Source organism: Georgenia sp. Z1344, from assembly GCF_057652375.1.
In genome coordinates this window covers 1069809-1096167 of record NZ_CM172728.1, presented here as the reverse complement: position 1 = coordinate 1096167, position 26359 = coordinate 1069809, and the positions used below count along the sequence as shown (strand labels likewise).

Below are 26359 nucleotides of genomic sequence, written 5' to 3'. Positions count from 1 at the left end.
CCGCTGCGGCCGACGCGGGCCGTCTCCGCCGTTGCGTCGGCTTGCGTGGTCGATAGGACGACCCCAGGTGCGACGGGTGCTACGGTTGACACGTGGCCACCGACGTCTCGCACCGGGAGTTCCGCAACCGCAGCGGCGAGGTCCTGCATGCCGTCGCTGCCGGTGAGTCGTACACGGTGACGAGCCGGGGGAAACCCGTCGCTCGGCTGGTCCCGATCACCGGGACTGCTGATGACCTGCCGCTGCACCGGCCCGCATCGACGCGCGGAGGGTTCTCCGACCTGCTCCGGTACTCGGTCGGGACGACGAGCGCCGAGACGATCGACGACCTGCGGGGCGAGCGTTGACGAAGTATTACCTCGATACGTCGGCAGCGGCCAAGTTGCTGGTCGAAGAGCACGAGAGCGCGCCGCTTGCCGCCTGGGCCGACGATGCCGACGTCATCCTGGTAGCCACGCACCTTCTCGAGACCGAGATGCGTCGGTTCGCGAATCGCCATGTTCTGCCGCAGGCCGCAGTGTCGGCGATCCTCGAACGGGTCGACCTTCATGACCTGCCACCGAGCCTTTTCCGTGAGGCGGGATTGCTGGCCGGCACGATGCTGCGCTCCCTCGACGCCCTGCACCTGGCCGCCGCGATCCGCCTGGACGTCGAAGCCCTGGTCACCTACGACAACCGCCTCGCAGGGGCGGCCGAGGAGCTGGGCATGCGGGTGCGTGCTCCGGCAGCGTGAGTGTCGGCCCGTGGGCACTCGCACGTTCCGCGTCGTGCGCGACCGACCGTGACTCCCGTGCCCGTGCCCGTGCCCGTGCCCGTGCCCGTGCCCTCGTCAGGAGAACCGGACGAACGCGCGCACCGGGTGTTCGAGCTCGTGGGCGGCGGTGAATCCCAGCGACGTGTAGAAGGCGTGCTGCCCGGGCTCGTCGTCGGTGATGAGCACCTGCTGGCGCACGTGCGCGAACGGGGAGAACGCGAGCCGGACCAGCTCGCGGCCGATGCCCCCGCGGCGGTGACCCGGATCGACGAGGACGTCCTGCAGGTAGGCGATCGTGTGCCCGTCGCCGACCACTCGCGCGAGCCCGACGAGGCGTCCGTCCTCCCGTGCCGTCGCCACGGAGGCCGAGCCGGCGACGGCGGCCGCCAGCCGGTCCGGGTCCCGCGTGTAGGCGGTCCACCCGACGGCGTCGTACAGCTCGGTGAGCTCGTCCCCCTCGGGGGTCGCGTCGAGCTCGTAGGTCGGTGGCATGCGGTCATCGTCCCAGGGCGTCTGGCGAGCTCGCGCTGGCATTGAGCGCAGCAATGATGCCGTCGTCGCCGCGCGCACGCCGTTCCACACGTCCCCGGATGACGACGCCGTCCACAGCCCTCCTCCCGTGCCCCGTACCGGGAGTCGTCGCTCCGCAACGATCACGTCATGGGAATTCGCTACTACGCCTACGCATTCGACGCCTCACGCACTCAGCGTGCGCTCGCCGACCCGTACTCGGTCATCGGCGCGGACCCCCTCGCCGACGCGTGGGGCCTGGTGCCGTTCGCGGGCGGCGGATCGACGAACTTTCAACGGTCCGTGCCCAAGCGAGACCTGCTGTGCCTGGACAAGGCATGGTCCGAGCTGCAGGCCATGACCGCGGGTCCCGGCGGTAGTTCGTCGGGTGCTCGGCCCGCCTACCGGATGTTTGAGGGTGCGGTCCGGTGGACCGAGCTCGGTTGGGACGCATGGGTTCGCGCGATCACCCCCAGCGAGGCGGACATGATCCTGCCGGACCTGCGCCGGCTGGTCGATTCCTACGTGCCCGTGCACTCCGACCCGGCTGTGACAGCCGGCGGAGAGATCGAGAAGTGGGCCGACTACGTCGGTGCGCACCTCGACGCCGCGCACGAGTTCGTCGACGGTGTGGTGAGGGACGGTCGTGGGTTCGCCTACCTCATCGGGTGAACGGCACGTCGTCGTGGCAGCTGTGTCGCAGGAACTCGACTCACACGACTCGCTTTCAGGGTGGGGGCGGTCGGCACGACGAGAGGCTCCTCGAGTGCTAGCGTCTGTGATAGCACCTGGAGGTGGTCGCGTGGCATCCATCGTCGTCCGCGGGCTCGACGAGTCTGTGAAGGATCAGCTGGCAGCTCAGGCCAAGGAGCACGGCCGCTCGATGGAGGCAGAAGTGCGAGAGATTCTCACTCGTGAGGCCCGCCGCCCCCATATCGGCCGCGCCCTGATGGAGGCCGCTCGCCTTGCCGGCGGAGTGGACGAGCTCCCCGTGCCCGAGCGGAGCGACGTCGCACGGTCGGTGGATCTGTCGTGATCGTGCTGGACACCAACGTCATCTCCGAGGTGTTCCGGCTCCGGCCCGACGATCGTGTCCTGGGCTGGCTCGAGTCGCTCTCGGGCGACGTTGCCGTCACAGCGATCACCATCGCCGAGCTGTTGGCGGGTGTGCGGAGGCTTTCTCCCGGTAGGCGCCGCACAGACCTCGGTCTGAGGATCGACCTGGCCCTGCGGCCGTACCGCGAGACATCGGCGATCCTCGCCTTCGACGACGCGGCTGCCGAGCAGTACGCCGAGGTGCTCCATGAGCGAGCGGCGCGGGCGATGCCGATCAGCACGGCTGACGCCCAGATCGCGTCGATCTGTCGGTCGCGCGGAGCCACGTGTGCGACCCGGAACGTCAAGGACTTCGCGCATACCGGAATCAACCTGGTCGACCCATGGAGTGCCGGATGACAGTCACGCTTCGCCCGCTCGCCGTCGAGGACGCATCGCCGATGGCGAGCGTCCTCGCCGACCCCGGGCTGTACGAGTTCACCGGTGGCGAGCCGCCGTCGGCCGACGAGCTCCGACGGCGGTACACGGCGCAGGTGCGCGGCGGTCCGGCGGACGGGAGCGAGGTCTGGCTCAACCGCGTCGTGCTCGTCGGCCCGGAGCGGGAGCCCGCCGGCTACGTCCAGGCCACGATCACCGACGACGGCGCGACGGCCGAGATCGCCTGGGTGATCGGCGCGCCCTGGCAGCGGCGCGGGTACGCGGGGCACGCGGCGCAGCTCCTCGTGGCCGAGCTCGCGGAGCGCGGAGTGACCGCCCTCGTCGCCCACGTCCACCCGGACCACCACGCCTCCGCCCGGATCGCCGAACGCCTCGGCCTCACCCGCACGGACGTCGTCGTCGACGGGGAGATCCGGTGGGAAGGGGCGCCGAGGGAGGACGTCTGAGAATCTCTCCCATCCGGTTGTCGATTCCGCACATCCTCGTCCGTCATGCTCATGAGGTCGCGACCGCGGCCCGGCCGGCGGACCGCGCCGGCCCCAGCACAGGAGGTGGGAACGATGCCCAAGTTCGTGGTTCTACTGATGGCCGACGGCGACGAGAAGGCGTGGGACACGCAGACCCCCGAGGAGCAGGGGGCGCTGATGGAGAAGTTCGGCGCCTTCGGCGAGGCCTGCGCCGCGCGCGACGGGGTGGAGATCCTCTCCGGGGAGGCCCTCGCCGACGGCGACGCCGCCAGCACGGTGCGCACGCGCGACGGGCGCCTCACCCACACCGACGGCCCGTTCGCCGAGGCCGTCGAGCAGCTCGGCGGCTTCTACCTCCTCGAGGCACCTGACCGGGAGACCGTCGTCGAGCTCCTCGCCGTGCTGCCGGCGTACGACATGCAGATCAACCCGGTGCAGGAGATGTGAGGGTGCGCCGCTACCTCGTGCTCATCGCCTACGAGCCGTGGGACTGGTCCACGGCCACCGAGGAGCAGCGGGACGCGTTCTTCGCCCAGCACGGTGCGTTCTCCGCGTTCGTCGCCGAGCACGGCCGGGAGATCGCGAGTGCGGCGCTCGGGGACGCGGAGACCGCGACCACGGTGCGCCACGTCGACGGGCAGGTCGTCGTCACCGACGGCCCGTTCGCCGAGACCGCCGAGATGATCGGCGGCTACTACGAGCTCGAGCTGCCGGACCTCGACACGGCGATCGCCGCCGTGTCCCTCCTGCCGCCGAGCTACTCCCTCGAGATCCGACCGGTCGTCGACGTCGCGTGACCCAGGACGTGCTGGCGCGCGTGGTGCGCGAGGAGTGGGGCCGGCTCGTGGCCCTGCTCCTCGCGCGCTACCGGCGCCTCGACCTCGTCGAGGACGCCCTCGCCGACGCCGTCGAGGCCGCCGCGCGCACGTGGCCTGACGGCGGCGTGCCGGACAGCCCGGCCGCGTGGCTCCACCGCGCGGCCGGCCGGCGCGTCCTCGACCAGCTCCGGGCCGAGGCGATGCGGCAGCGCCGTGCACCGCTCCTCGTGACCGAGGCCGAGCACCGCGCCGACCGGGCGGGCGTGCGGGCGGACACGGGCGACCTCGTCGAGGACGACGTCCTGCGCCTCGTCCTCATGTGCACGCACCCGGCCCTTGCCCCGGAGGTCGCTGCCGCACTCGCCCTGCGACTCGTCCTCGGCATCACCACGCACGACGTCGCGAAGCTCTTCCTCGTGCCCGAACCGACGATGGCGGCCCGGATCACCAGGGCGAAGAAGAAGATCGTGGCCGCCGGCATCCCGTTCGCCGTCCCCGACGCGAGCCTGTTGCCCGAGCGCCTCGACTCGGTGGCGCAGACCGCCTACCTCGCCTTCACCGCCGGGTACGCGCCCGGCAGCGGTCCTGACCTGCTGCGCACGGACCTCGCGGGCGAGGCGGTCCGCCTCGTCCGCGTGACCCGGGCGCTGCGCCCCGACGAGCCCGTCCTCACCGCGCTCCTCGCCCTCGTGCTCCTGCAGCACTCGCGGCGCGACGCCCGGGTGGGGCCCGGCGGTGAGCTCGTCCTGCTCGCCGACCAGGACCGCGCGCTCTGGCGCCGGGCCGAGATCGACGAGGGGCTCGACCTGCTCGAGACCCTCGCGGAGCCGCGCCCCATGTCCCCGGCGGCGGCCGGGTACCTCCTCCAGGCACGGATCGCCGCGGAGCACGCCACGGCACCGACACCGGTCGACGTGAGGTGGACGCGCATCGTCGGGTACTACGACCTGCTGCTGCGCGTGACGCCGTCGCCGGCTGCCGAGCTCGCCCGCGCCGTCGCGGTCGCCGAGGCCTCGGGCCCGGAGGACGGGCTGCGCGCCGTCGACGGTGTGGACATGCCCGGCAGCCACCGGCCCGCCGCTGTCCGGGCCGAGCTGCTCGCCAGGCTCGGCCGCACGGGAGCGGCCCGCGCCGCCTACGCGGACGCGATCACGTTGTGCCGCAACGACGCCGAGCTCGCCCACCTGCGCGGACGACTCGCGCAGCTCGCCGAGGCGTGAGGGGGCCGCCCGGTGCCGCGGTGCCGGGCGACCGTCGGCAGCCCCGGTGCCGCCGGCCGCCGGCGGCCCCGGGCGCCGGGCTCGGCACCGTACGCGGTCCGCCGAGCCCGGCACCATACGCGGTCCGACGGCCCCCGTCAGTCGATCGGCCGCCTCCGGTTGCGTTTGATCTCCGACCGGACCTTCTTCGCGGCCAGGCGGCGCCGCTGGGATCCGCGGGTCGGTCTGGTCGGTCGACGCACGGTGGGCGGCATGACGGCGTCCCGCAGGAGCGCCGCGAGGCGCAGGCGGGCGGCGCCGCGATTTCGGTACTGGGAGCGGTGCTCTGCCGCCGTCACGGTGAGCACCGCTCCGTCGAGGCGCGTCGCCAGCGCCTCGAGCACCCGTGGCCGCTGGGCGTCTGTCAGCGCGGTCGTCGTCGAGAGGTCGAGGCTCAGCTGGACCCGCGAGTCCGCCGTGTTCACGCCCTGTCCACCTGGACCGGACGCGTGGGAGAACTGCTCCACCAGCTCGCCGGAGGGCACGACGAGGCCCCGCGGGGCACCCGGCCCCGGCGGCACGCGCAGGTCGTCCATGCCTGCCAGCATGGCGCACCGCTTCGTCGTCTCAGAGGCGGCAGCACGTGTGGCGTCACCCGCCCGTTCCCGTGCGACCGGAGCGACTCCCGGTTTGCACGTCACTGTCTGCTGAGTAACGTAGGCGCGACTGTCAGGTGCACCACACGAGTCGGTCGCAAACGGATCGTGGCCGGCGACTCCACGATCGAAGGAGCCGACCACCGATGCTCAATCGACTGCACGACCTCCTGCGCCTCCGGACATCGCCCGCGATCTTCTTCGGCTCGGCGGCGATCCTCATCGGCTTCGTCATCATCACGATCGTCTTCACGGGCCCCCTCGACTCCGCCGTGGGCGCCGCCTCGAGCTGGCTGATGACGAACCTCGGCTGGTTCTACATCCTCGGCGTGACGGTCTTCCTCGCGTTCCTCATCTTCATCGCCGTCGGCCGGTTCGGCCGGGTCAAGCTGGGGCCCGACGACGAACCCCCCGAGCACTCGGGGCCCGCCTGGTTCGCCATGCTGTTCGCCGCGGGGATCGGCAGCATCCTCATGTTCTGGGGGGTGGCCGAGCCGATCAGCCACTTCGGGGATCCGCCGCGCGGGGCGTCCCTCGGCATCGAGCCGTCGACGACGGCTGCTGCGGCCGACGCCATGAACTTCACCTTCTACCACTTCACGCTTCACACCTGGACGATCTTCACGCTGCCCGCCCTGTGCTTCGCGTACTTCATCCACAAGCGCAACCTGCCCCCGCGCGTGAGCTCGATCTTCCAGCCGCTGCTGGGTGAGCGGATCCACGGGCCGATCGGCAAGCTCATCGACATCGTCGCCATCGTCGGCACCGTCTTCGGCATCGCCGTCTCGGTCGGCCTCGGCACGCTGCAGATCAACGGCGGTCTGTCCCAGCTGTGGGGCGTGCCCGAGAACGCCGCCTGGCAGCTCATCATCATCTCGGTGGTGTGCGGCGTCGCCCTCATCTCGGTGGCGCTCGGCCTGGAGAAGGGCATCAAGGTCCTCTCGAACGCCAACATCGTCATGGCCGTGGCCCTGCTCCTCTTCGTCCTGTTCGCGGGGTCCACCCTGTTCGTCCTCAAGGGCACGATCGAGTCCCTCGGGTCCTACCTCGTCAACCTGCCCGAGCTCGCCTTCTGGAACGACACGTTCGCGGACACCGGGTGGCAGAACACGTGGACCGTCTTCTACTGGGCCTGGACGATCACGTGGTCGCCGTTCGTCGGGATCTTCATCGCCCGCATCTCCAAGGGCCGCACGATCCGCCAGTTCGTCTCCGGCGTGCTCGCGATCCCGGCGGGGTTCTCGGTGATCTGGTTCGGCATCTTCGGCTTCTCTGCCTTCGACATCGAGCTGAACGGCGAGGGGGGACTCGTCGAACGAGTCGTCGACCAGGAGGACGTCCCGGGCGCCCTGTTCGCGTTCCTCGAGCACTACCCGGGGGCCGGGGTCATCTCGGTCATCGCGATCATCCTCGTGGTGATCTTCTTCGTCACCTCGGTGGACTCCGCCGCGCTCGTGACCGACACGATGGCGAACGGGCACGAGGACTTCAACCCGCTCGGTCAGCGCATCTTCTGGGCGATCGCCGTCGGCCTCATCACCGCCACCCTGCTCGTGTTCTCCGGGCAGGGCGGGCTCAAGGCGCTCGAGTCGACGATCATCCTCGTCGGACTCCCGTTCTTCGTCATCGCGTACTTCCAGATGTACGCCCTCATGCGCGCGCTGCGGGAGGACGCGGGCGAGCTCCCGCCGATCCGGACGAGGCGCTGGAAGAAGGTCCTGCCCCCGGAGGAGCTCGAGCGCCGGCACGACGAGGACGAGCACGACACGACCGACGTGGTCGTCACCCCCGAGGCCGCGGAGGAGGCGCCCGAGATGCGCGACCCGTACGTCGAGCGGCCATCGAGGCGGTGGCGCCGCGAGAAGGGGCGGACGCTGTCGGCCCGCACGGGCAGCGCGCCGAAGGAGTACGGCCGGGCCGTCGACATCGACGACCCGCGCTGACGGCCGACCGACGGCGACGTCTGGTCCCGTCGGCCGACGACACGTTCGTCGGCCGACGGGACCGTCGTCGCGTGGCGGGGCCCGGGCGCGCTACCGCTCGGGTGCCTGAGTCGGGCCACGCTCGCGCCCGGCCGTGAGTCCCGGACGAAGAACGATCCGACGACGCCGAGTGCGCCGATCGCCCCGGCCACCGCGAACGCGACGTTCGCACCGTGGATGGCTCCCGACGGCCCGTAGACCTCGGGGTCGCGGGCGGCGCCGGACATCACGGTGACGAGCACCGCGGTCCCGACGGAGCCGGCCACCTGGCGCAGCGTGTTGTTGAGCGCCGTGCCGTGGGGGATGAGGCTCGGCGGCAGCACGTTGAGCGCCGCCGTCGTCACCGGCATCATCACCATGGCCGTGCCGAGCATCCGCACGGCGTTGACCGTTGCGATGTAGGCGAAGGTGGTGTCGGTCGACAGCCGCGCCAGCATGAACGTGGTCGCCGTCAGCAGGACGAACCCGACGATGCTCAGCGCCTTCGCGCCGAACCGGTCGAAGATGCGGCCCGTGACCGGCGACATGAGGCCCATGACGGCCGCGCCCGGGAGGAGCGCCAGCCCGGACTCCATGCCCGAGTAGTCGCGCATCTCCTGCATGTAGAGCGGGAGGACGAGCATCCCGCCGACCATCGCCATGAACACGCACATCCCGAGCGCGGTGTTGAGGGCGAACATCGGGTGGCGCAGCACGCGCAGCTCGAGGATCGGGTCCTCGATGGTCAGCTGCCGGTGGACGAACGCCACCAGCGTGAGGGCCCCGACGACGAGGGGCACGATCACCTGGGCGCTCGCCCAGCCCGCGTCCCCGGCGGCGCCGAACCCGAACAGCAGGCCGCCGAAAGCGAGGGTCGACAGGACGATCGAGGCGACGTCGAGACGGGGGTCCGACCGCTCGGTGACGTTCCGCAGGATGACGTAGGCGACGATCATGTCGATCACCGCGATCGGCAGCATCATGACGAACAGCGACTGCCACGGCAGGTGGTCGATGATCCAGCCGGACAGGCTCGGGCCGATCGCCGGGGCGAACGCGATGACGAGCCCGAACGTCCCCATGGCCGTGCCGCGCTTCTCGAGCGGGAAAACCGCGAAGAGGATCGTCTGGGCCAGCGGCATGATGATCCCGCCGCCGGCAGCCTGGATCACGCGACCGACGAGCAGCACGGGGTACACCGGTGCCACCGCGCAGACCACCGTCCCCACCGTGAACAGGCCCGTCGCGGTGAGGAACAGGGCGCGGGTGGTGAACCGGCGGATGAGGTAGGCCGTGACCGGGATCATGATGCCGTTGACCAGCATGAAGATCGTCGTCACCCACTGGACCTGGCTGGCCGAGATCCCGAAGTCCGCCATGAAGGCCGGCAGCGCCGTGTTGAGCAGCGTCTGGTTGAGGATGATGACGAAGGCGCCCGAGATGAGCACCGTCAGCAGGACGTTGCGGTTGACGGGCGCGGGGGAGCGGGTGCCGTCGCGGGCGGTGCCGTCGCGGGCGGCGCCGTCGTCGGACGAGGAGCCGCGCTCGTGCTCCGGTAGAGTGTCGTCGCTGGTCAGGGTGCAGCCTCTCGGTCCGTCCGCCCGCGGCTCGCGGGGGACTGTCGTCGTCGGAAGTGTCGGTCGGGTCTCGTGCGCGGCCGGGTCAGCCCGTGAGCCGCACGTCGGGCTCGGCGATGCCCTCGTGCTCGAGCTCGGCGAACGCGGCGTCGACAAGGTCGGCGAGCGAGGCCTCGTCGCCCGTCGTCCACCGGCGGATCGAGACCCGCAGGACGCCCACGGCCGCGAGGAGGGTGGGCCGCAGGTCGTCGGGCCCGGTGCCGAGGCGCTCGGCGAGAGCCTCGGCCAGGCTCTGCTCGAGGCGCACGTACTGCGCCAGCTGGCGCGTGAGCAGGGGCAGGTGCGCGTGGACCAGGCGTTGCCGTGACTGCAGGCGCTCCCGGTCCGGCCGGACCTCACCGAGCCGGTAGCTGCTGACGATGCCGACCCGGATCGCTCGCAACGGCGGCTCGTCGGGCGGCCGGGCGAGGATCGATCGACAGAAGACGTCCGCCGACTCGGAGGTCTCCGGGACGATGGCGTCCTCCTTGCAGGAGAAGTAGTTGAAGAACGTGCGGGCGGACACACCGGAGGCCGCGCTGATCGCGTCGACGGTGAGGGACTCCATGCCGTGCTCGAGCGCCAGGTCGAGGGCGGTGCTTCGGATGGTCCGGTGCGTCTCCTGCTTGCGCTGCTCCCGCCTGCCGAGGGGGGCCGGTGCGGTGCTCGGGTCGGTCATCGACGACGACGCCAGGTCCGAACATGCAGACTCTGCAAGTTCAGCGATGTGGCGAGGAGGCGTCGTCGTCCGGCGCGGCCGCGCAGGGCACCCGGCCCGGGCAGGATCAGGAGGTCGCCCATGTCGCCGGTGTCGTGCGTGCCGTTCAGCGGATCTCGAAGTCAGGCTGTCGTGCGTCGTCGTCGCCCGCAGTGCGGCGGGCGACGGCACCGCCGGGGGCTGTTCGGGCGTCGACGGGCCGGACGTCGACCGCGTCCACGCGCGCCGCCGGCGGACCTGAGCGGCACCACTCGAGCACCGCGTCGACGTCGCGGCGCGCACCCGTCAGGAGGGCCTCCACCCGGCCGTCGCCCGTGTTTCGGACCCAACCCGACACCGACCGTGAGCGCGCTGCCTCCCGGCACGCCGCCCGGAAGCCGACGCCCTGGACCCGGCCGCTGACGATCACTCGCACGGTGGCCATCGCTCGTGTCCCCCTCACCGTCCGCGGGGCGGTGCCAGGTCCGGGACACCGCCCCGCACGGGCCGGCTCCCGCCGGCCCGGACGGTTACGCGAGGTTGTCCTCGGCGAAGACCGTCATCGCGTCCCGGACGTAGGCCGCGTAGCTGCGGCCCTCGTCCGAGTATGTCGCGCCGAAGCGCGGGTCGTCGACGTACATCTGGCCGAGGCCGATGAACGCTTCCCTGCTCGGGGACGTGCCGCCCCACCCGGATCCGATCCAGTCGTACTGGCGGCGGGCCAGCGCCTGGACCTCGTCGCTGCGGACGTCGAGGCCCCGCGCGGAGGCGTCGCCGAAGCCCTCGGCGACGTCCTGGATCTCGCGCTGGAAGGCCGCCTTGTCGGCATCGGTCAGCGAGCGCCACCAGGCGTCGGAGTCGGTGTAGGCCTGGTGGCCCCACCGCTCCTCGACCTCGTCCTTGTGCTGTGTGTGGTCGAACCCGTCGAACATGTCGCGTGCCACGAGCTCTCCTCCTTCGTCGATCATGGTGATGGTGGACCGCACCGATCCGGCGACGACGCGGAGCCGCTCGCTCTCGAGGTCGAGCCGCTCCGCGTGCGCCCGCAGCGCCTCGGTGACCGGCACGTCCTCCTCGAGGACCTCGCCGATCCGCGGCAGACCCAGCCCGAGCTCGCGCAGGACGAGTATCTGCTGCAGCCGCAGCAGGCCCGCCCGGTCGTAGAACCGCACGCCCCCGTGGCCGGTGCGCGCCGGCACGAGCAGGCCGACGGCCTGGTAGTGCCGCAGCGTCCGGCTCGTCGTACCCGTGAGCCGGACGATCTCCTGCATCGACCATTCCTGGTCCGGCATGGCTCCTCCGTTCGTCGCGATCGGTGCACGCACCACCGTTCCGCTTGACGCCGCGTCAATCGCAAGGGGCGGTGGCATCGCCGTCGTGTGGTCCCGCTCACGGCCACCAGCCGGTGCTCGGTGGTCATTCGTCCGGCGTCGGTCAGCGCCGGCCTGTCCCGGGCGCTCAGCCGTCCGTGGGCAGCGCGCCGAACTCCGTGAGCATCCCGAGGACCCGCTCGTCCATCGCGACCTGGGCGAGGAGGATGCCGATGCTGCCGTCGGGGGCGACGAAGAAGTCCGTGCCCAGCCCGCCCGACCACCCCCACCGGCCGGCGGACGGCCCGGACGTCGTGACCGAGACGCCGTACCCCCACCCGGTGGAGTCCCAGAAGCCGGGGAAGAAGCTCTCCGGCGTCTTGGCGGTCTCCGGGACCTGGTCCGTGCGGAGCGCGGTGAGCAGCTCCGCGGGGATCAGCTCTCCCGCCGCGAGCGCCCGCAGGAACGCGTGGAGGTCGGTGAGCGTGGAGACGAGCTCGGCGTGCCCCACCTCGAAGGGCGGGGCGACGTAGAAGCCCCCGCCGGCCGGCTCGATCTCCTCGAACCCGTCGGCCCCGCGGCGGTAGGCGGCGGGGAGCCGGTGGGCCCGGCTCGCCGGGACGACGAAGCCCGTGTCCGTCATGCCGAGCGGGCCGAACAGCTCGTCGGCCAGGACGACGGCGGTCGAGGTGCCGGCGACCCGGCCCAGCAGGATCCCGAGGATCCCGAACGAGTGGTGGTACCGCCAGCCCTCGCCCGGCTGGACTGCGAGGGGCAGCGTGGCCAGCGCGGCGAGCCAGTCGTCCTGGCCGAGGCGCGGCGGGGCCTCGTCGGCCTCGGTCCCGTTCGCCGCCATCGCGTCGGCGAGCGGGGAGCCGGGAGCGAGGGCGCCGTAGCCGGACATGTTGGTGAGGAGGTGGCGCAGCGTGATCGGTCGGCGCGCGGGCACGGTCTCGTCCAATCCCGCCGCCGGGTGGACGAGGACACGCCGATCGGCGAGCTCGGGCACCCAGTGGTCGACCGGTGCGTCGAGGTCGAGGTCGCCGCGCGCGACGAGCCGCAGCGCCGCCACGGCGGTGACGACCTTCGTCATCGACTGGATGCGCACGATCGCGTCCGGGGACGCGGCGGGTCCGCCGACGGTGAGGTGGCCGACCGCGACCGGATCGAGGTCCCGGCCGAGTGTCGCAACCACCCCGGGGACGGTGCCCTCGTCGACGTGGCGGGTGAGCGCGGACCTCGTCGTCGCGGGCATATCGCCAACCTACCGCCGGAGCCCGGCGGGCGGAACGGGAGGGCGGCCGCGGTCCGGGCGTCCGTCCCGGGGCGGGAGTTCACCGAACGGGCCCGTCCGGTTCACCTTCGGATGACATCGTCCGGGTTGCCCGTCACACGGCTCCCCCTCCGGCTCCCTCGGGCCGGCCGTACCCGTCTGGAGAGATGTCAACGATGCGTAGATCTTGGACCTCGGGGCTGCTCGCCTCGGCCGCGGCGCTCGCGGTGGTGACCGCCACGGTCCCCGCCGCTGCCACCCCCGACGACGGCGGGGCGATCCCCCTCCCGGCGGCCCCCGGCGCCGCGCAGCCCGACTACGGTCCGGTCGAGCCGGACCCGGGCCAGGTCGCCGCGGGTGAGCCGACCGTCAACGTCGACGAGGGCGAGCGCGTGAGCGGTGTGCACACCGTCGTCACCACCCCGAGCGTGGCCGGCGAGAACCCCGCGAACATCGAGATCGACGGGGTCGCCGACGAGGACGCGCGGGTCACCCTCGGCGCCGAGGCGCTTGCCGAGACCGATGCCGCGTTCGTCCTCGACGTCACCGCCGCGGTCGAGATCGCCTACAGCAACTACCTCATGGTCAACGGCGAGCGGGTGGGGATCCTCGAGCAGATCGCCAACGTCAACGACCACCCGATCAACCTCCCCGCCGACCTCGTCACGCTCGGGCACAACGAGATCGAGTTCCACACCGGGACCCGCGCCTCGACCTGCGGCATCAACCACGACGACGTCGTCATCGGCAACTTCCGCCTCCAGATCCCCGGCGGCGAGCAGTTCAGCAACCCGGCCAACCCCACCACCGGCCCCGCCCCGGGCGCGGACGGGCTGTACAACATCGGTGACGGCAACTGCGGATCGAGCAGCAAGCCCCGCTTCCTCACCACGGAGTTCACGGTCGACGCCGAGCCGAACGAGCACTCCGGCCTGCTCCTCGAGCTCGACACCACCGCGCTCGAGGACGGCGAGCACACCCTGACCGTGACGACCGACGCGGGCGCGACCACCGAGCGCACGATCGTCGTCGACAACACCGGCCCCGCGCTCGTCTCCTCCACGCCCACCGACGGTGACCACCTCCTCGGCGACGCGGTCGTCACCGCCGAGGTCGCGGACGAGGCCGGCGTGACCGGCGACGTCGCGCTCACCCTCGACGGCACCCCGATCGCGGCCGGCACCACGATCTCGTCCGACACCCTGAGCGAGGGCGCCCACGAGCTCGTCGTCGAGTCGACCGACGCGCTCGGCACCACCTCGCGCCACGTCGTCGAGTTCACCTCCGCCCCGAACACCCCGGGAATCGCGGACCTGTCGCCCGCGACCGGGACCGCCGGCGTCGGGCTCGACGCGCCGCTCGCGGCAACGGTGACGGACCCGCACGGCGACGACGTCGACGCGACCTTCTACGTGGCCGAGCCCGAGCTGCCGTCGGCCGCCTACCAGGGCACGACCGAGGAGCTCCCGCTCGGCCAGCTCGACCTCACCGGCCAGGAGGAGGCCGACGCCGCGCCGCTCGCCCCGGGCGACGACGAGGTGCTGCGCAGTCCTGCGGCCGAGGGCGTGACGTACCAGCGGTTCGACGTCCCGGTCGAGAGCGACGGCGAGCAGATCGTCTCCTGGTCCGGCGAGGTCGACCCGGCCCGCGGCGCCCGCCTCTACGTGTGGGACGGCGTCGAGCTGGCCTGGGACCTCCTGCAGGACGCCCGCGGCACCGCCGACGGCGCGACCGAGCTCGGCGGGACCGCCGACGCCCAGCACGTCGACGACGGCACCGTCCACCTGCTCGTCGAGGGCTACGACCCCTTCGCCGACGACATCGAGGACCCCGTCGCCGACTCGTTCCGCGACCCGGAGACCTACGACTTCGCGATCGCGCACAACACGGACACCCAGTACCTGTCCGAGGGCGCCGTCGACCAGGAGGGCGCCGCCGCGGACCGCTTCCGGGACGCCTACGTCGACACCACGCAGTGGATCGCGGACAACGCCGACGAGCGGAACATCGCCTACGCCCTGCACACCGGTGACCTGGTCAACGACGACACCGTCGTGACCGACGACCCGGACTGGATCGCCCACGCCCGGGCGCAGTACGACGTCGCCGACGAGGCGCAGTCGATCCTCGACGATGCCGGCATCCCCAACGGTGTCCTGCCCGGCAACCACGACAACCGGTACGGCAACGACAACTCGCTCTACAACGAGTACTTCGGTCCGGAGCGGTACGAGGCCCTGTCCGAGAACTGGGAGAACGCGGAGTACGGCGGCCCGTGGCGCGAGGGCGACAACCAGAACCACTACGACCTGTTCTCCGCCGGCGGGCTGGACTTCGTCGTCGTGCACCTCGGCTACCTCGCCACGGCCGAGGAGCTGGCCTGGGCGAACGAGATCCTCGCGCAGTACCCGGACCGCAACGCGATCCTCGCCTCGCACGAGTACATCAACGCCTCGACGGCGCCGGACGCGCGCGGGGCGACGCACACCGCGCACTGGGGCCAGAACCTCTGGAACGACGTCGTCACGCAGAACCCGAACATCGTCCTCGTGCTCTCGGGCCACGTCCACGGCGTGGGGACCAACGTCCGGCACGACGTCGCGGAGCCCGGTCACCACGTGGTCGAGCTGCTCGCCGACTACCAGGAGTACCTGGTCGACGACGAGAAGACCGCCGGCTTCATGCGCCTGCTGCAGTTCGACGTGGACCGCTCGGAGCTGACGGTGGACACCTACTCCGCCCGCCTCGACAACTTCGGGGCGAACGAGTTCGACTCGGCCACCAACCGTGACTACGACGGCACCGAGGACGACTTCACCGTGCCGATCGACCTCACGACGCGCACCACCTCGATCGCCACCGACTCGGTGCTCGTCACCGCCTACTCCGACGAGGAGATCGGCACCGACACCGTCGCGTCCGGCGAGACCGCGACCGTCGAGTGGTCCGGCCTCGAGCCGGCCACGACCTACGGCTGGTACGTCGTCGCGCAGAACGCCACGGGCGGAGAGGCCGTCTCGCCGGTCGCGACCTTCACGACGACGTCCGACGGCGGCGAGGAGCCCGGCCCCGACCCGGAGCCGGAGCCTGGGCCGGAGCCGGTGCCGCCGACTCCGGGGCGTGGGTTCTACCTCAACGACGGCTGGGACGCGGTCGCGGAGCACGAGTTCTCCTTCGGCCGGGTCGGTGACGAGGTGCTCGTGGGTGACTGGGACGGTGACGGGAGCGACTCGCTCGCGGTCCGTCGCGGGAACAGCTACTTCCTGTCCAACTCGCTGTACGGCGGGAACGCGGACGTCGAGCTCGACTACGGCCGGGCGAGCGACACGGTGCTCGTGGGTGACTGGGACGGTGACGGCGTGGACACCTTCGCCGTGCGCCGGGGGAACAGCTACTTCGTGTCCAACACCCTGGAGTCCGGGGACGCGGAGACCGAGCTGGACTACGGCCGCGCCCCCGACGCCGTCCTCGTGGGTGACTACGACGGCGACGCGATCGACACGTTCACGGTGCGTCGGGGGAACCGGTACTTCATCGCCAACTCGCTCACCGGTGGGAACGCGGACTCCGAGCTCGCCTACGGCCGGGCCACGGACGAGGTGTACGTCGGTGACTGGGACGGTGACGCGGTCGACACGTTCGCGGTGCGGCGTGGGATCACGTTCTTCGTCTCGAACTCGCTGACGTCCACGGTCGCCGAGATCGAGCAGGACTACGGCCGCTCCGGTGACGAGGTCTTCGTCGGCGACTGGGACGGCAACGGCACCGACACCGTCGGCATCCGCCGCTGACCCACCTCACCCGCCGGAACGTGAGGCGGATAGTCTGACCGTTCGCCGCTGACCGACACGTCTGTCGGCGGCCCAGGACAGGCACGGAGGCCCGGGACCCCATCAGGGGTTCCGGGCCTCCGTCGTGGATCACGGGACCACCCGGCCCCCGCACCGTGAGGAACGCCAGTGAACGACACGACCGCCGCGGGCACGACCGCCGCGAGCACGGCACCCGCGGGCCCCACCATCTGGCTCGTCGCCACGCTCGCGCTGCTCTCCGCGGTCTCCCCGCTGGCGACCGACATGTACCTGCCCGCCTTCCCTCAGATGCAGGACGACCTCGGGACCACGGCGGCCTCCGTCCAGCTCACCCTCACCGCGTTCATGGTGGGGCTCGCGCTCGGTCAGCTCGTCATCGGCCCTCTCTCCGACGCGCTCGGTCGGCGCGGGCCGCTGCTGATCGGCACGATCGTCTGCCTGGCGGCGAGCATCGCCTGCGTGCTCGCCCCGAACGTCACGGTTCTCGTCGTCATGCGCTTCGTCCAGGGCATGAGCGGCGCGGCCGGGATCGTCCTGTCCCGCGCGGTCATCACGGACATGACCCGCGGGGCACGCACCGCCCGGCTCATGAGCCTGATGATGGTGCTCGGCGGCCTCATGCCCGCGCTCGCCCCGAGCATCGGCGGCGGCATCCTCGCGGTCGGGGACTGGCGCACGATCTTCCTCGTGGTGTGCGCGCTCGTCGGCGTGATGGTGGTGCTCGTCGTCGTCGTGGTGCCCGAGTCCCTGCCCGCCGGGCGGCGCGGGTCCGGGGGCCTGCGCCGACTGGTGGTCGGTGCCGGCGAGGTCCTGCGCAACCGCACCTACCTCTTCGCCACCGGCGTCTTCACCCTCGGCTTCGCGGCGTTCTTCGGCTACATCTCGGCCTCGCCGTTCGTCCTGCAGAACATCCTCGGCCTGGGCGAGCTGCAGTACGCGGTCGTGTTCGGCGTCAACTCCCTCGGCATCATGGCCACGGGCGGCCTGGCGATGAGGCTCGCGGGTCGGGTGCCGATCCTGTCCGTCGTCGGCGTGGGGCTCGCCCTGCTCGCGGCCGGCGCCGTCGCGCTCCTCGTGCTCGCGCTCGTCGGCCCCACCCTCGTCCCGACGCTCGTCGCGATGTTCGTCGTCGCCGCCTCGATCGGGCTGTTCATGGGCAACTCGTCCGCGATCGCGATGCAGGCCCTGACCTCCTCGGCCGGGACCGGTTCGGCGGTCCTCGGCGCAGCCCAGTTCCTCCTCGCAGGACTCATCTCGCCGATCGTCGGTATCAACGGAGAGGACGACGCCGTGCCGATGGGGCTCGTCCTCGTCGTCGGATCGGCCCTCGCCTGGGTCTCCTACCTCGCGCTGCGCCGCGAGCCTGCCGGGTCGGACCGCACGACGACGAACCTCGCCTGACCGCTCCCGATCGCCCGGTGCCCGCGGGCGGACGTGGATGCGCCCCCGTCCGCGCGGGGGGTCGGGGCGCGGCCGTCGTGCGCGGGGCTCAGCCCAGGAGGCCGGGCAGCTCGTGCAGCGAGCTGATCCGCCAGCGCGCCCCGCCGTCGTCGAGATCGAGTCCCGGCGTGACGACCGCGGCGCTGTCGACGCCCGCCCCACGGGCGGCCTCGGCGTCGATCGGGCGGTCACCGACGGCGAGGCAGCCCGCCGGGTCCAGCCGGTGCCGGCCCAGCACCTCGGAGTACATCGTGGGGTCCGGCTTGCGCGGGAACCCGTCCGGCGCGCACAGGAGGTCGTCGACCTCGAGCCCGAGGCTCGTCAGGAGGCTCGTGGCGCTCGCCCGGTCGCGGTGCGTGACCACGAGGTTGAGGCCGCCGAGCGCACGGGCCGCGGCCATCGCCTCGCGCGCGCCGTCCATCACGGGCGGGGGAGTGCGCACCCAGCCGGCCTTGAGCTCGGACTGCGACTCCTCGAGCTCGGCGGCGTCGATGTCGTAGCGCCGTGCCAGCTCCTCGACGGCGACCCCGGTCGAACGCCTCGTCAGTGCCGCGACCTCGTCCGGAGTCACCTCACCCCCGTGGCGCCGGACGACCTCGACCATCGCGGCGTCGACCGCGGGGTAGGTGTCGACCAGGGTCCCGCCCATGTCCCAGACGATGTGTCGCCGCATGCGCCCAGTCTGCACGTGCGGACGGTTGCCCGGTGGTCGGGCACGACCCGCGCGACCGGCCCGACCGCCCGTACCGGCGCCCTCGGCACGCCCTGCCGGGTCCCGGTACGCTCTGCCGGGCCCGGCACCCTGCCGGCGGCCGCACGGATCCGTGCCGCTGCGCGCCCGGCGACCCGCCGGCGACCCTGGGCAGACGGCCGGTGCGGTGGTTGGATGACCGCATGGACACACCCTCGGGCGAGTCGCGGATCGTGCACGCCAGCGCGGAGGTCGCGGCGCCGGCCGCCGAGATCTTCGAGCTCATCGCCGTGCCCGCCAACCAGCCGCGCTGGGACGGCAACGACAACCTCGTGCGGTCGTCCCGGTCCGAGCAGGTCCGCGAGGTCGGCGAGGTCTTCGAGATGCTCAACACGAGCGGCAAGGTGCGCGCCAACACGATCTCCGAGCTCGAGCAGGACCGGCTCATCGCCTGGATGCCCGGCGGGGTCGGCGAGGAGCCCGCCGGGCACGTGTGGCGCTGGGAGCTCGAGGAGATCGGCGAGGGCCGCACGCTCGTCACCCACACCTACGACTGGACGCAGCTGCACGACGAACGCCGCCACGAGCGCGCACGCTCGACCACGAGCGCCAACCTCCTCGCCTCGATCGAACGGCTCAAGGCGCTCGCGGAGAGCTGACCCGCGAGCCGGCGCTGCGCGACCGTCCGGCTCAGAACACCGGCTTGCCGCCGGTGACGCCGAGGACGGCGGCGGAGACGTAGCTCGCCTCCTCCGGCGAGGCGAGGAACACGAAGGCGCCCGCCACCTCCGACGGCTGGCCCGCCCGTCCCAGCGGGGTGTCACCACCGAACGCCGGCATCGAGTCCGCGCCCTTGGTGGCGGGTTGGAGCGGCGTCCAGATGGGGCCGGGAGCCACCGCGTTGACGCGGATCCCGCGTTCGCCCAGCTCCTGCGCCAGGTTGACCGTGATGTTGGTGATCGCCGCCTTCGTCGACGCGTAGTCGATGAGGCTCACCGACGGGTCGTATGCCTGGATCGAGGCGCAGTTGATGATCGAGGATCCGCGGCCGAGATGCGGGAGGGCCTCCTGGGTGATCCAGAACAGCGCGTAGAGGTTGACCTTGACGATCGCGTCCATCTGCTCGGTGGTGACGTCCGCGATCCCGTTCTCGCGACGTGCCCACTGCGCCCCGGCGTTGTTGACGAGCACGTCGAGACCGCCGAGCCCCGCGACGGCGTCGCGCACCACCGTCCGGGCCGTCTCCTCGTCCCGGATGTCGCCCGGGACGAGAACGGCGCGTCGTCCCGCCCGTTCCACCCACGCCGCGGTGTCCTCGGCGTCGGCCTGCTCGTCGGGAAGGTAGGACAGCGCCACGTCGGCGCCCTCACGGGCGTAGGCGATCGCCACGGCGCGACCGATGCCGGAGTCGCCACCGGTGATGAGCGCACGGAGCCCGGCGAGCCGGCCGTTCCCGCGGTAGGACTCCTCCCCGTGGTCGGGTCGGGGCTCCATGGCGGCGGTGAGACCGGGCGGTTCCTGCTCCTGGGCGGGGAACCCGCCGTCCTCGCCGGCCAGCCGTGCGGCGTCGGTGCCCACTCGGTGGAGGTCGTTCTCGCTCATGTCTCCAGCCTCGCACCGGGGCGTCGGTCGCGCGAGTGGAGGCGGGTCGGTTCACCGGGTCGTCGGTCGGGCGAACGGAGGCGTGGATGGATCCGCCGAGCTGAACCGGACGCACCGCGGCCCCGACGCATCTGCGTCGGGGCCGCATGGCCGGCCCGTGGGCGGGCCGGGGCGATCGGGGGCGGATCAGCTCGCGGGGGCCAGCGACTTCTGGTCGTCGGCCGCGAGGTCCGGGGCGACCTGCTCGAGGATCGCGCGCTCGACGGCCGTGTCCGCGGCGCTCTCCTCGATCTCCAGCCCGATGGCGAGCTCGCTCACCAGCGGCACGAGGGCGTCGCGCATGAGCGTGCGCTCGCCGAAGGAGATGCCGGACTCCTCCTCGCGGCGGCGCAGGTCGCGGACGACCTCGGCCACCTTGACGAGGTCGCCGGACGCGACGCGGTCCTGCGCCGACTTCATGCGGCGGGACCACACCTTCTCGAACGGCAGCGAGTCGGCGACGAGGACGTCGAAGATCGCCTCGATGCGCGTGGTGTCCATGACGTCCCGGACCCCGACCTCGTCGAGCATGTCGACCGGGACCGCGACCGTGAGGTCCTGGCCGAGGACCTCGAGCCGCGCGTAGGAGATCTTTCGTCCCTTGACCGTCCTGCTGAACACCGAGTCGACGGTGCTCGGTCCGTGGTGGGGGTGGACGACGGTCTGACCGGGAACGACGGGCATGGATCTCCTCTGCTCGGGACGACCGGTCCGGCCGCCCGCTGGCGCGGCGGTCGTCCGGACGGCGGCGGATCGCTCGCGGCGCTCGTGCGGACATGGGCACAGACGGCTCGGTGAACCGTCCGAAACCTACGGACCTGCCGAACAATTATGGCACAGTGCCGCCGAAAATGCCAGTGTGATGTCGTCCGCTAACCGGTGACGAGGTTCGCGGCACACTCACTGGCAGGCTGGGGCCATGGCGGACGCGGAGATGTACATCGTCAACTACCGGTGGGCCGAGGCGGGACCGGAGCCGTGGGACGAGTCGTCGATCGTCACCCTGCGGGCGGACCTGGTCTCGTCCGAGGACGGCGACACGGTGTGGTCGGCGATCGAGGGGTGGTGGTCCGACTCGCTCGAGAGGACCGACGACGACGCGCCCACCGCGCACGAGGGTGGGTGCGTCGTCCCACGTCCGGAGCGTGCCGGGCCACGGATCGTCGTCCTGCTCCGCGCGCGCGGCGAGGCGGCGTTCGACGAGATCGCCAGGTTCGCCGCGTGGGTCCACCGGTTGGCGACCGTGGCCGAGCCCGCGGTGGCCATCACCTGGACCGAGCTCCCGCACACGAACGCCGGCGACGAGTCCCGGGCGCTGGAGATCCTGCACGGCCCGGCCGGACAGGCCGGCAGGGCCGGGTGAGCGTCGTCGTCGAGGGATGGGAGGCGGGCGCGACGATGCGGGACCTCCGACGGCGCCCCGGGGGTGTGCGCCGCCGTCGCCTCCCGCACGACGGCGGCAACCGGTCGGTGCGACGCCGTGTGAGCGACGCAACGATCAGGGCGTCGAACGGGCGACGACGCGCCGATAACGGTGACCTGCGACCGACCGCCCGGCCCGGCGATGCATCGAACAGCGCTGCATGTACTTACAGTGTGTGGCATGGCTAGACAGCGGACGTACGACGACACCCTGAGGGACCGCCTGATCGACGAGGCGGCCCAGGTGATCGCCGACCACGGGGTGCAGGCGCTCTCGGTCCGCGACGTCGCCATGCGCGCCGGGACCACGACCAACGCGATCTACACGTTCTTCGGCAGCCGTGGCTCGCTGGTGGCCGAGGTCGTGGCCAAGGCTGACGAGTCGTTCGTCGAGGCCCACCGGGTGGCCGCGGGCGAGGGGGCCGACCTCCTCGACCTGTACGCCATCGGCAAGGCATACGTCATGTGGGCGGTCGAGTACCCCACGATGTACGTCATCCTCACCGACCGTGCGGGCGCCCGGCTCGACCCGCCGCCGTGGGCGCCGCACATCGAGCACGGCGCCTCCGAGGACGGCGCGCCGATCGTGCGCACCGTGAGTCGGCTGATGGCCGAGGGCGTGCTCACCGCGGCCGACCCGGTGCTCGTCAGCACCTACCTGTGGGCCGGCGTGCACGGATACGTCGAGGTCAACCGACTGCTCGACGGCCAGGTCCCGGACGGGTACGACCTCGTCGAGTACCTCCACGCGCTCATCGCGCCCTGGGTGGCCACCGACGCCGACGGGAAGCCGGTCGTCGACCTCGACGAGATCGGCCGCGGGGTCTGACGAACGCGCCGACGTCGGTCGTCGACGTCCGGCGTCGAGCGCAGTCGGGCTCGTCGCCCGGGCCCGGGCGGGCCGGGGCAGGAGCCCCGGCGCGGGTCAGGCCAGCATGAGCAGGCTGAGCGCCATGACGGCCATGCCGGCGAGCAGTCCGTAGACCGACCAGTGGTGGTGCCCGTACGCCTCGGCGGTCGGGAGCAGCTCGTCGAGCGAGATGAACACCATCACCCCGGCGACGGCGGCCAGCGCGAGGCCCGTCACGGTCGGCGTGAGGAACGGCGCGAGCAGGCCGAACCCGATGAGGGCGCCCGCCGGCTCCGCGAGGCCGGCGAGGAACGCCCACCGGAGCGCGGTCCCGCGCGAGCCCGTCGCCCGTCGGATGGGCACCGCAACCGCGATCCCCTCGGGCACGTTGTGGATGGCGATCGCCACCGCCACCGGGATCCCGATCTCCGGGTTCTCCAGGGCGGTGATGAACGTGGCGAAGCCCTCGGGGAAGTTGTGCAGGCCGATCGCCACGGCGGTGAACGTGCCCATGCGCAGCAGCGCGGCCGCCTCCCGCTCCGCCGCGGTCCGTTCGACGGGCGGTACCTCGTGCGGGTTCGCGGCGCCCGGGACGAGGCGGTCGATGATCGCGATGACGGCGATGCCCCCGAAGAACCCGGCCGTGGTCGCCCACGCCCCCGGACCGTCTCCCAGCGCGCCGCCGAGCTCGGCCAGGGACCCGGGCAGGATCTCGACGAACGAGACGTAGATCATCACGCCCGCGGAGAAGCCGAGCGCCGCCGAGAGGAACCGGTCGGACATCGCGTGCCGGGACAGGGCGACCAGGGCGCCGACCGTCGTGGCCAGGCCCGCCCCCAGCGTGAGCAGGAACGCGAGCACCGCACCCTCGGGCACCGCCCACCTCCTCGTCGTCCTGCGGCCGTGCCGCCGTCGGGTCCCGGGAGCCGCTCGGCCCCGGCGCGGACGACCGCCCACCGGTCGCCCCGGTCAGGGTAGGTGGGGGAGCGGGGTGCGACGGACGGCGGCGCCCCCCCGTCGTCGCCCGCCGATAGGCTCGAGGCGGCACACCCGACCGACGAGGAGCAGCGTCATGTCCTACGACAACCCGTACGCGACGTCCGGCGGCCCCGAGCACGGCCGGGGGGACGGCGCACCCGGCTCCGACGAGCGCACCTTCGCAGTCATCGCGCACCTCTCGGCGCTCGCCGCCATCTTGCTCTCGGCCGGCTGGCTCACCTTCCTCGGCCCGCTCATCGTGTGGCTCGTCCTGCGTGAGCGGGGCCCGCTGGTGCGCGCGGCCTCTGCCGGAGCCTTCAACTTCGCGATCGGGATCACGATCCTCGGCATCGTCGCCTGGATCTGCTTCTTCACGCTCATCCTCATCCCGGTGGCGATCATCCTGTGGATCGTCGCGTTCGTCGCCCAGGTGTGGTGCTCGATCCGCGGCGCGATGGCGGCCTCCCGGGGCGAGCTCTACCGCTACCCGTTCCAGGTGCGGATCCTCGGCTGACCGGCGCCGCGCCGGGCGTCATCGGTCGCTCGGGGGCGGCTCGACGACCCCGGTTCCCGGTGTTCTCGCAAGTCAGGGGCGTTACGAGAACATAACGAAAGAAACTCAGATGTTCCCGGGATGCGCGCGCCGCTTCGCGAGCATGGTTACAGTGCGCCTCAACCGTGACGGACAACGACCCGTTCGCGCGGACAGACGGCTGGTCAGGCCACCCCCGTGGCCGTGACCACCATCCTGAGGAGGAACATTGAAGATCCGGCGCTTCACCGGGCTCGTCGCGGCTTCCGCCGCCACCGCCCTGGTCCTGGCAGCCTGCGGAGGATCGTCCGACGACGACAACGGCGGCGACGACGACGACACCTCGCAGACGGACGGCGCGGGCGGCGACTCGCCCGACGACGACCCCGACGCTCCCGGCGGCGACGCCGAGGGTCTCAACGAGTCGACGCAGATCAGCCTCGGCTGGAACCAGCACTTCTACGAGTACAACGGCAACACGGAGACCGGCAACGCGGCCTCGAACAACAACATCCTCCACCTGATGAACAACGGCTTCGCGTACTTCAACGAGGAGCTGGAGTTCGTGCCGAACGAGGAGTTCGGCACGATGGAGCTCGCCGACGACGGTGTGACGGCGACCTACACGATCGCCGACGGCGTCACGTGGTCCGACGGCACGCCGGTGAGCGCGGTCGACGTGCTCCTGCAGTGGGCCGCCACGTCCGGCCACCTCAACACCGTCGAGGCGGAGACGGACGAGGAGGGCGAGGTCACCAACCAGGACGAGCTCGACGCCGGCGTCTACTTCAACGGCACCTCGCCGACGGTGGCCTACTTCCAGCCCACCCCGGAGATCTCCGACGACTACACGACGCTCACCGCGACGCTGAGCGAGCCCTTCGCCGACTGGCAGTTCCAGCTCGCGTCCGGCTTCGTCCCGGCCCACGTGGTCGCCATGCGGGCCCTCGACATCGACGACCCGCAGGAGGCGCTCGACACGCTCGTCGAGGCGATCCAGACCAACGACACCGAGGTGCTCTCGCCCGTGTCCCAGTTCTGGAACGAGGGCTTCCAGTTCGACGGCGCGCTGCCGGACGACGAGCTGCTCTACCTCTCCAACGGCGCCTACCTCCTGACGGAGATCAGCGGCGAGGAGTACGTCGTGCTCACCGCCAACCCGGACTACACCGGTTCGCAGGCCGCCACCTTCGAGACGGTGACCGTGCGGTTCAACGGTGACCCGAACGCGCTCGTCGACGCCATGGAGAACCAGGAGATCGCGGTGGTCTCCCCGCAGGCGACCTCCGACCTCCTCACGCGCGTCGAGGGCCTCGGCGAGCCGTACTCCTTCACGCAGGAGGACACGGCGACCTACGAGCACATCGACCTCGCCCAGAACAACGAGGGCCCGTTCGACCCGGCCACCTACGGCGGCGACGCGGAGACCGCGCGCAACGTCCGCGAGGCCTTCCTCCGCGTCATCCCGCGTCAGGAGATCCTCGACCAGCTCGTCATCCCGCTCAACCCCGAGGCCGAGATCCGCAACAGCCAGACGCAGGTCCCGGGCTCGCCGAGCTACGACGAGATCGTCGAGGCCAACGGGATGACGTCCTACGACGAGCCCGACGTCGAGGCGGCCACGGCGCTCCTCGAGGAGGCCGGCGTCGAGACGCCGATCGAGGTCCGGTTCATGTACGACACGGCGAACAGCCGCCGGTCGAACACCTACCAGCTGCTCGCCTCGGCCTACGAGGAGTCCGGCCTGTTCACGCTCGTCGACGCGGGCTCGACCGACTGGGGCTCGCTCCTCGCGGACACCACCGTCTACGACGCGGCGCTGTTCGGCTGGCAGTCCACCTCGACGGGTGCGACCAACTCCCAGGCCAGCTTCTACACCGAGGGCATCAACAACTTCTACGGCTACTCGAACCCCGAGGTCGACGCGCTGTGGGACGAGATCGCCACGACCGTCGAGCCGGAGGACCAGGCTCCGCTCCTCGGTGAGATGGAGGCCCACCTCGTCAACGACGCGTTCGGCCTGGTGCTCTACCAGCACCCGGGTCTGACGGCGTGGAACAGCGACGTGGTCGAGGAGATCACGCCGATCACCATGGCGCCGACGATCTTCTGGAACTACTACGAGTGGACCCCGGGCGGCGCCGCCACGGCAAGCTGACCCAAGCCGTCACGCCTGACGGATCGACGAGAGGCGCCGGGACCCCGGTTCCGGCGCCTCTCGCGTGCCCGGAGGACACC

General features: G+C 71.7%; 27 protein-coding genes and 1 pseudogene. 17 read left to right on the top strand and 11 right to left on the bottom strand.

Going from position 1 to position 26359, the window contains the following annotated elements; translation table 11 throughout:
• Positions 1-92: 92 nt before the first annotated feature.
• Entirely contained in the window at positions 93-347 is a 255-nt protein-coding gene (locus AC24FB_RS04810) for a type II toxin-antitoxin system Phd/YefM family antitoxin (protein WP_425714830.1), read from the top strand.
• Positions 344-733, top strand: a complete 390-nt coding sequence (locus AC24FB_RS04805) for a type II toxin-antitoxin system VapC family toxin (protein ID WP_425714831.1) — start codon at positions 344-346, stop codon at positions 731-733. The genes AC24FB_RS04810 and AC24FB_RS04805 overlap by 4 nt, the downstream gene beginning before the upstream one ends.
• A 96-nt stretch (positions 734-829) precedes the next feature.
• On the opposite strand, the gene AC24FB_RS04800 is transcribed toward AC24FB_RS04805, so the two are convergent.
• A complete protein-coding gene (locus AC24FB_RS04800) occupies positions 830-1246 on the bottom strand; it encodes a GNAT family N-acetyltransferase (RefSeq protein ID WP_425714832.1) in 417 nt (138 codons plus the stop codon).
• A 168-nt stretch (positions 1247-1414) separates the two neighbouring features.
• On the opposite strand from AC24FB_RS04800, the gene AC24FB_RS04795 reads away from it, so the two are divergent.
• The 7 genes from AC24FB_RS04795 (at position 1415) to AC24FB_RS04765 (ending at position 5263) form a co-directional block, all read left to right on the top strand.
• A complete protein-coding gene (locus AC24FB_RS04795) occupies positions 1415-1936 on the top strand; it encodes a hypothetical protein (RefSeq protein WP_425714833.1) in 522 nt (173 codons plus the stop codon).
• Between the two features lie 130 nt (positions 1937-2066).
• Complete coding sequence (locus tag AC24FB_RS04790; protein ID WP_425714834.1) at positions 2067-2300, top strand: FitA-like ribbon-helix-helix domain-containing protein; 234 nt, start codon at positions 2067-2069, stop codon at positions 2298-2300.
• Positions 2297-2719, top strand: coding sequence for a type II toxin-antitoxin system VapC family toxin (locus tag AC24FB_RS04785; protein WP_425714835.1), 423 nt, complete (start codon positions 2297-2299; stop codon positions 2717-2719). The genes AC24FB_RS04790 and AC24FB_RS04785 overlap by 4 nt, the downstream gene beginning before the upstream one ends.
• Complete coding sequence (locus tag AC24FB_RS04780) at positions 2716-3204, top strand: GNAT family N-acetyltransferase (protein ID WP_425714836.1); 489 nt, start codon at positions 2716-2718, stop codon at positions 3202-3204. Before AC24FB_RS04785 ends, AC24FB_RS04780 begins: the two co-directional genes overlap by 4 nt.
• Positions 3205-3318: 114 nt before the next feature.
• Positions 3319-3672, top strand: a complete 354-nt coding sequence (locus AC24FB_RS04775) for a YciI family protein (protein WP_425714837.1) — start codon at positions 3319-3321, stop codon at positions 3670-3672.
• Positions 3673-3674: 2 nt separating this feature from the next.
• Positions 3675-4022, top strand: coding sequence for a YciI family protein (locus tag AC24FB_RS04770; RefSeq protein WP_425714838.1), 348 nt, complete (start codon positions 3675-3677; stop codon positions 4020-4022).
• Positions 4019-5263: an RNA polymerase sigma factor gene (locus AC24FB_RS04765; RefSeq protein ID WP_425714839.1), complete on the top strand. Its 1245-nt coding sequence runs from the start codon at positions 4019-4021 to the stop codon at positions 5261-5263. Before AC24FB_RS04770 ends, AC24FB_RS04765 begins: the two co-directional genes overlap by 4 nt.
• Positions 5264-5400: 137 nt before the next feature.
• Here AC24FB_RS04765 and arfB read toward each other — a convergent pair whose 3' ends face one another.
• Positions 5401-5838, bottom strand: coding sequence for an alternative ribosome rescue aminoacyl-tRNA hydrolase ArfB (gene arfB / locus AC24FB_RS04760; RefSeq protein WP_425714840.1), 438 nt, complete (start codon positions 5836-5838; stop codon positions 5401-5403).
• A 206-nt stretch (positions 5839-6044) separates the two neighbouring features.
• On the opposite strand from arfB, the gene AC24FB_RS04755 reads away from it, so the two are divergent.
• Entirely contained in the window at positions 6045-7841 is a 1797-nt protein-coding gene (locus AC24FB_RS04755; RefSeq protein ID WP_425714841.1) for a BCCT family transporter, read from the top strand.
• 128 nt (positions 7842-7969) lie between these two features.
• Here the strand turns inward: AC24FB_RS04755 and AC24FB_RS04750 are convergent.
• The 5 genes and pseudogenes from AC24FB_RS04750 to AC24FB_RS04730 form a co-directional block, all read right to left on the bottom strand.
• A pseudogene (locus tag AC24FB_RS04750) lies at positions 7970-9316 on the bottom strand (DHA2 family efflux MFS transporter permease subunit); the annotation flags it as partial.
• Positions 9317-9521: 205 nt separating this feature from the next.
• Entirely contained in the window at positions 9522-10154 is a 633-nt protein-coding gene (locus AC24FB_RS04745; RefSeq protein ID WP_425714843.1) for an acyl-CoA-like ligand-binding transcription factor, read from the bottom strand.
• Positions 10155-10299: 145 nt separating this feature from the next.
• Positions 10300-10617 carry an acylphosphatase gene (locus AC24FB_RS04740; RefSeq protein ID WP_425714844.1) on the bottom strand — a complete coding sequence of 106 codons (318 nt, stop codon included), beginning with the start codon at positions 10615-10617 and terminating at the stop codon, positions 10300-10302.
• A gap of 85 nt (positions 10618-10702) precedes the next feature.
• Positions 10703-11464 carry a MerR family transcriptional regulator gene (locus tag AC24FB_RS04735; protein ID WP_425714845.1) on the bottom strand — a complete coding sequence of 254 codons (762 nt, stop codon included), beginning with the start codon at positions 11462-11464 and terminating at the stop codon, positions 10703-10705.
• A gap of 166 nt (positions 11465-11630) precedes the next feature.
• On the bottom strand, positions 11631-12737 hold the full coding sequence (locus AC24FB_RS04730; protein WP_425714846.1) for a serine hydrolase domain-containing protein: 1107 nt from the start codon (positions 12735-12737) through the stop codon (positions 11631-11633).
• Between the two features lie 194 nt (positions 12738-12931).
• On the opposite strand from AC24FB_RS04730, the gene AC24FB_RS04725 reads away from it, so the two are divergent.
• Together AC24FB_RS04725 and AC24FB_RS04720 are read left to right on the top strand one after the other, a co-directional pair.
• Entirely contained in the window at positions 12932-16546 is a 3615-nt protein-coding gene (locus AC24FB_RS04725; protein ID WP_487561089.1) for a metallophosphoesterase, read from the top strand.
• A 168-nt stretch (positions 16547-16714) separates the two neighbouring features.
• Positions 16715-17968 (top strand): multidrug effflux MFS transporter, encoded by a 1254-nt coding sequence (locus AC24FB_RS04720; protein WP_425715664.1) that lies wholly within the window; start codon positions 16715-16717, stop codon positions 17966-17968.
• A gap of 88 nt (positions 17969-18056) precedes the next feature.
• On the opposite strand, the gene AC24FB_RS04715 is transcribed toward AC24FB_RS04720, so the two are convergent.
• Positions 18057-18680, bottom strand: coding sequence for an HAD family hydrolase (locus tag AC24FB_RS04715; RefSeq protein ID WP_425715663.1), 624 nt, complete (start codon positions 18678-18680; stop codon positions 18057-18059).
• Between the two features lie 221 nt (positions 18681-18901).
• Here AC24FB_RS04715 and AC24FB_RS04710 point away from each other — a divergent pair, with 221 nt between their 5' ends.
• A complete protein-coding gene (locus AC24FB_RS04710) occupies positions 18902-19357 on the top strand; it encodes an SRPBCC family protein (RefSeq protein WP_425715662.1) in 456 nt (151 codons plus the stop codon).
• Positions 19358-19388: 31 nt separating this feature from the next.
• Here the strand turns inward: AC24FB_RS04710 and AC24FB_RS04705 are convergent, their stop codons facing one another.
• Positions 19389-20300, bottom strand: coding sequence for an SDR family oxidoreductase (locus tag AC24FB_RS04705; protein WP_425715661.1), 912 nt, complete (start codon positions 20298-20300; stop codon positions 19389-19391).
• 186 nt (positions 20301-20486) lie between these two features.
• On the bottom strand, positions 20487-21023 hold the full coding sequence (locus AC24FB_RS04700) for a CarD family transcriptional regulator (protein ID WP_425715660.1): 537 nt from the start codon (positions 21021-21023) through the stop codon (positions 20487-20489).
• Positions 21024-21258: 235 nt separating this feature from the next.
• Here AC24FB_RS04700 and AC24FB_RS04695 point away from each other — a divergent pair, with 235 nt between their 5' ends.
• Positions 21259-21702 carry a hypothetical protein gene (locus tag AC24FB_RS04695; RefSeq protein WP_425715659.1) on the top strand — a complete coding sequence of 148 codons (444 nt, stop codon included), beginning with the start codon at positions 21259-21261 and terminating at the stop codon, positions 21700-21702.
• 240 nt (positions 21703-21942) lie between these two features.
• A complete protein-coding gene (locus AC24FB_RS04690) occupies positions 21943-22590 on the top strand; it encodes a TetR/AcrR family transcriptional regulator (protein WP_425715658.1) in 648 nt (215 codons plus the stop codon).
• Positions 22591-22686: 96 nt separating this feature from the next.
• Here the strand turns inward: AC24FB_RS04690 and zupT are convergent, their stop codons facing one another.
• Positions 22687-23487: a zinc transporter ZupT gene (zupT, locus tag AC24FB_RS04685; RefSeq protein WP_425715657.1), complete on the bottom strand. Its 801-nt coding sequence runs from the start codon at positions 23485-23487 to the stop codon at positions 22687-22689.
• A gap of 196 nt (positions 23488-23683) precedes the next feature.
• Between zupT and AC24FB_RS04680 the strand changes: the two genes are divergently transcribed.
• Together AC24FB_RS04680 and AC24FB_RS04675 are read left to right on the top strand one after the other, a co-directional pair.
• Complete coding sequence (locus AC24FB_RS04680; protein ID WP_425715656.1) at positions 23684-24103, top strand: DUF4870 domain-containing protein; 420 nt, start codon at positions 23684-23686, stop codon at positions 24101-24103.
• A gap of 247 nt (positions 24104-24350) precedes the next feature.
• Complete coding sequence (locus AC24FB_RS04675) at positions 24351-26279, top strand: ABC transporter substrate-binding protein (protein ID WP_425715655.1); 1929 nt, start codon at positions 24351-24353, stop codon at positions 26277-26279.
• Positions 26280-26359: the final 80 nt, after the last annotated feature.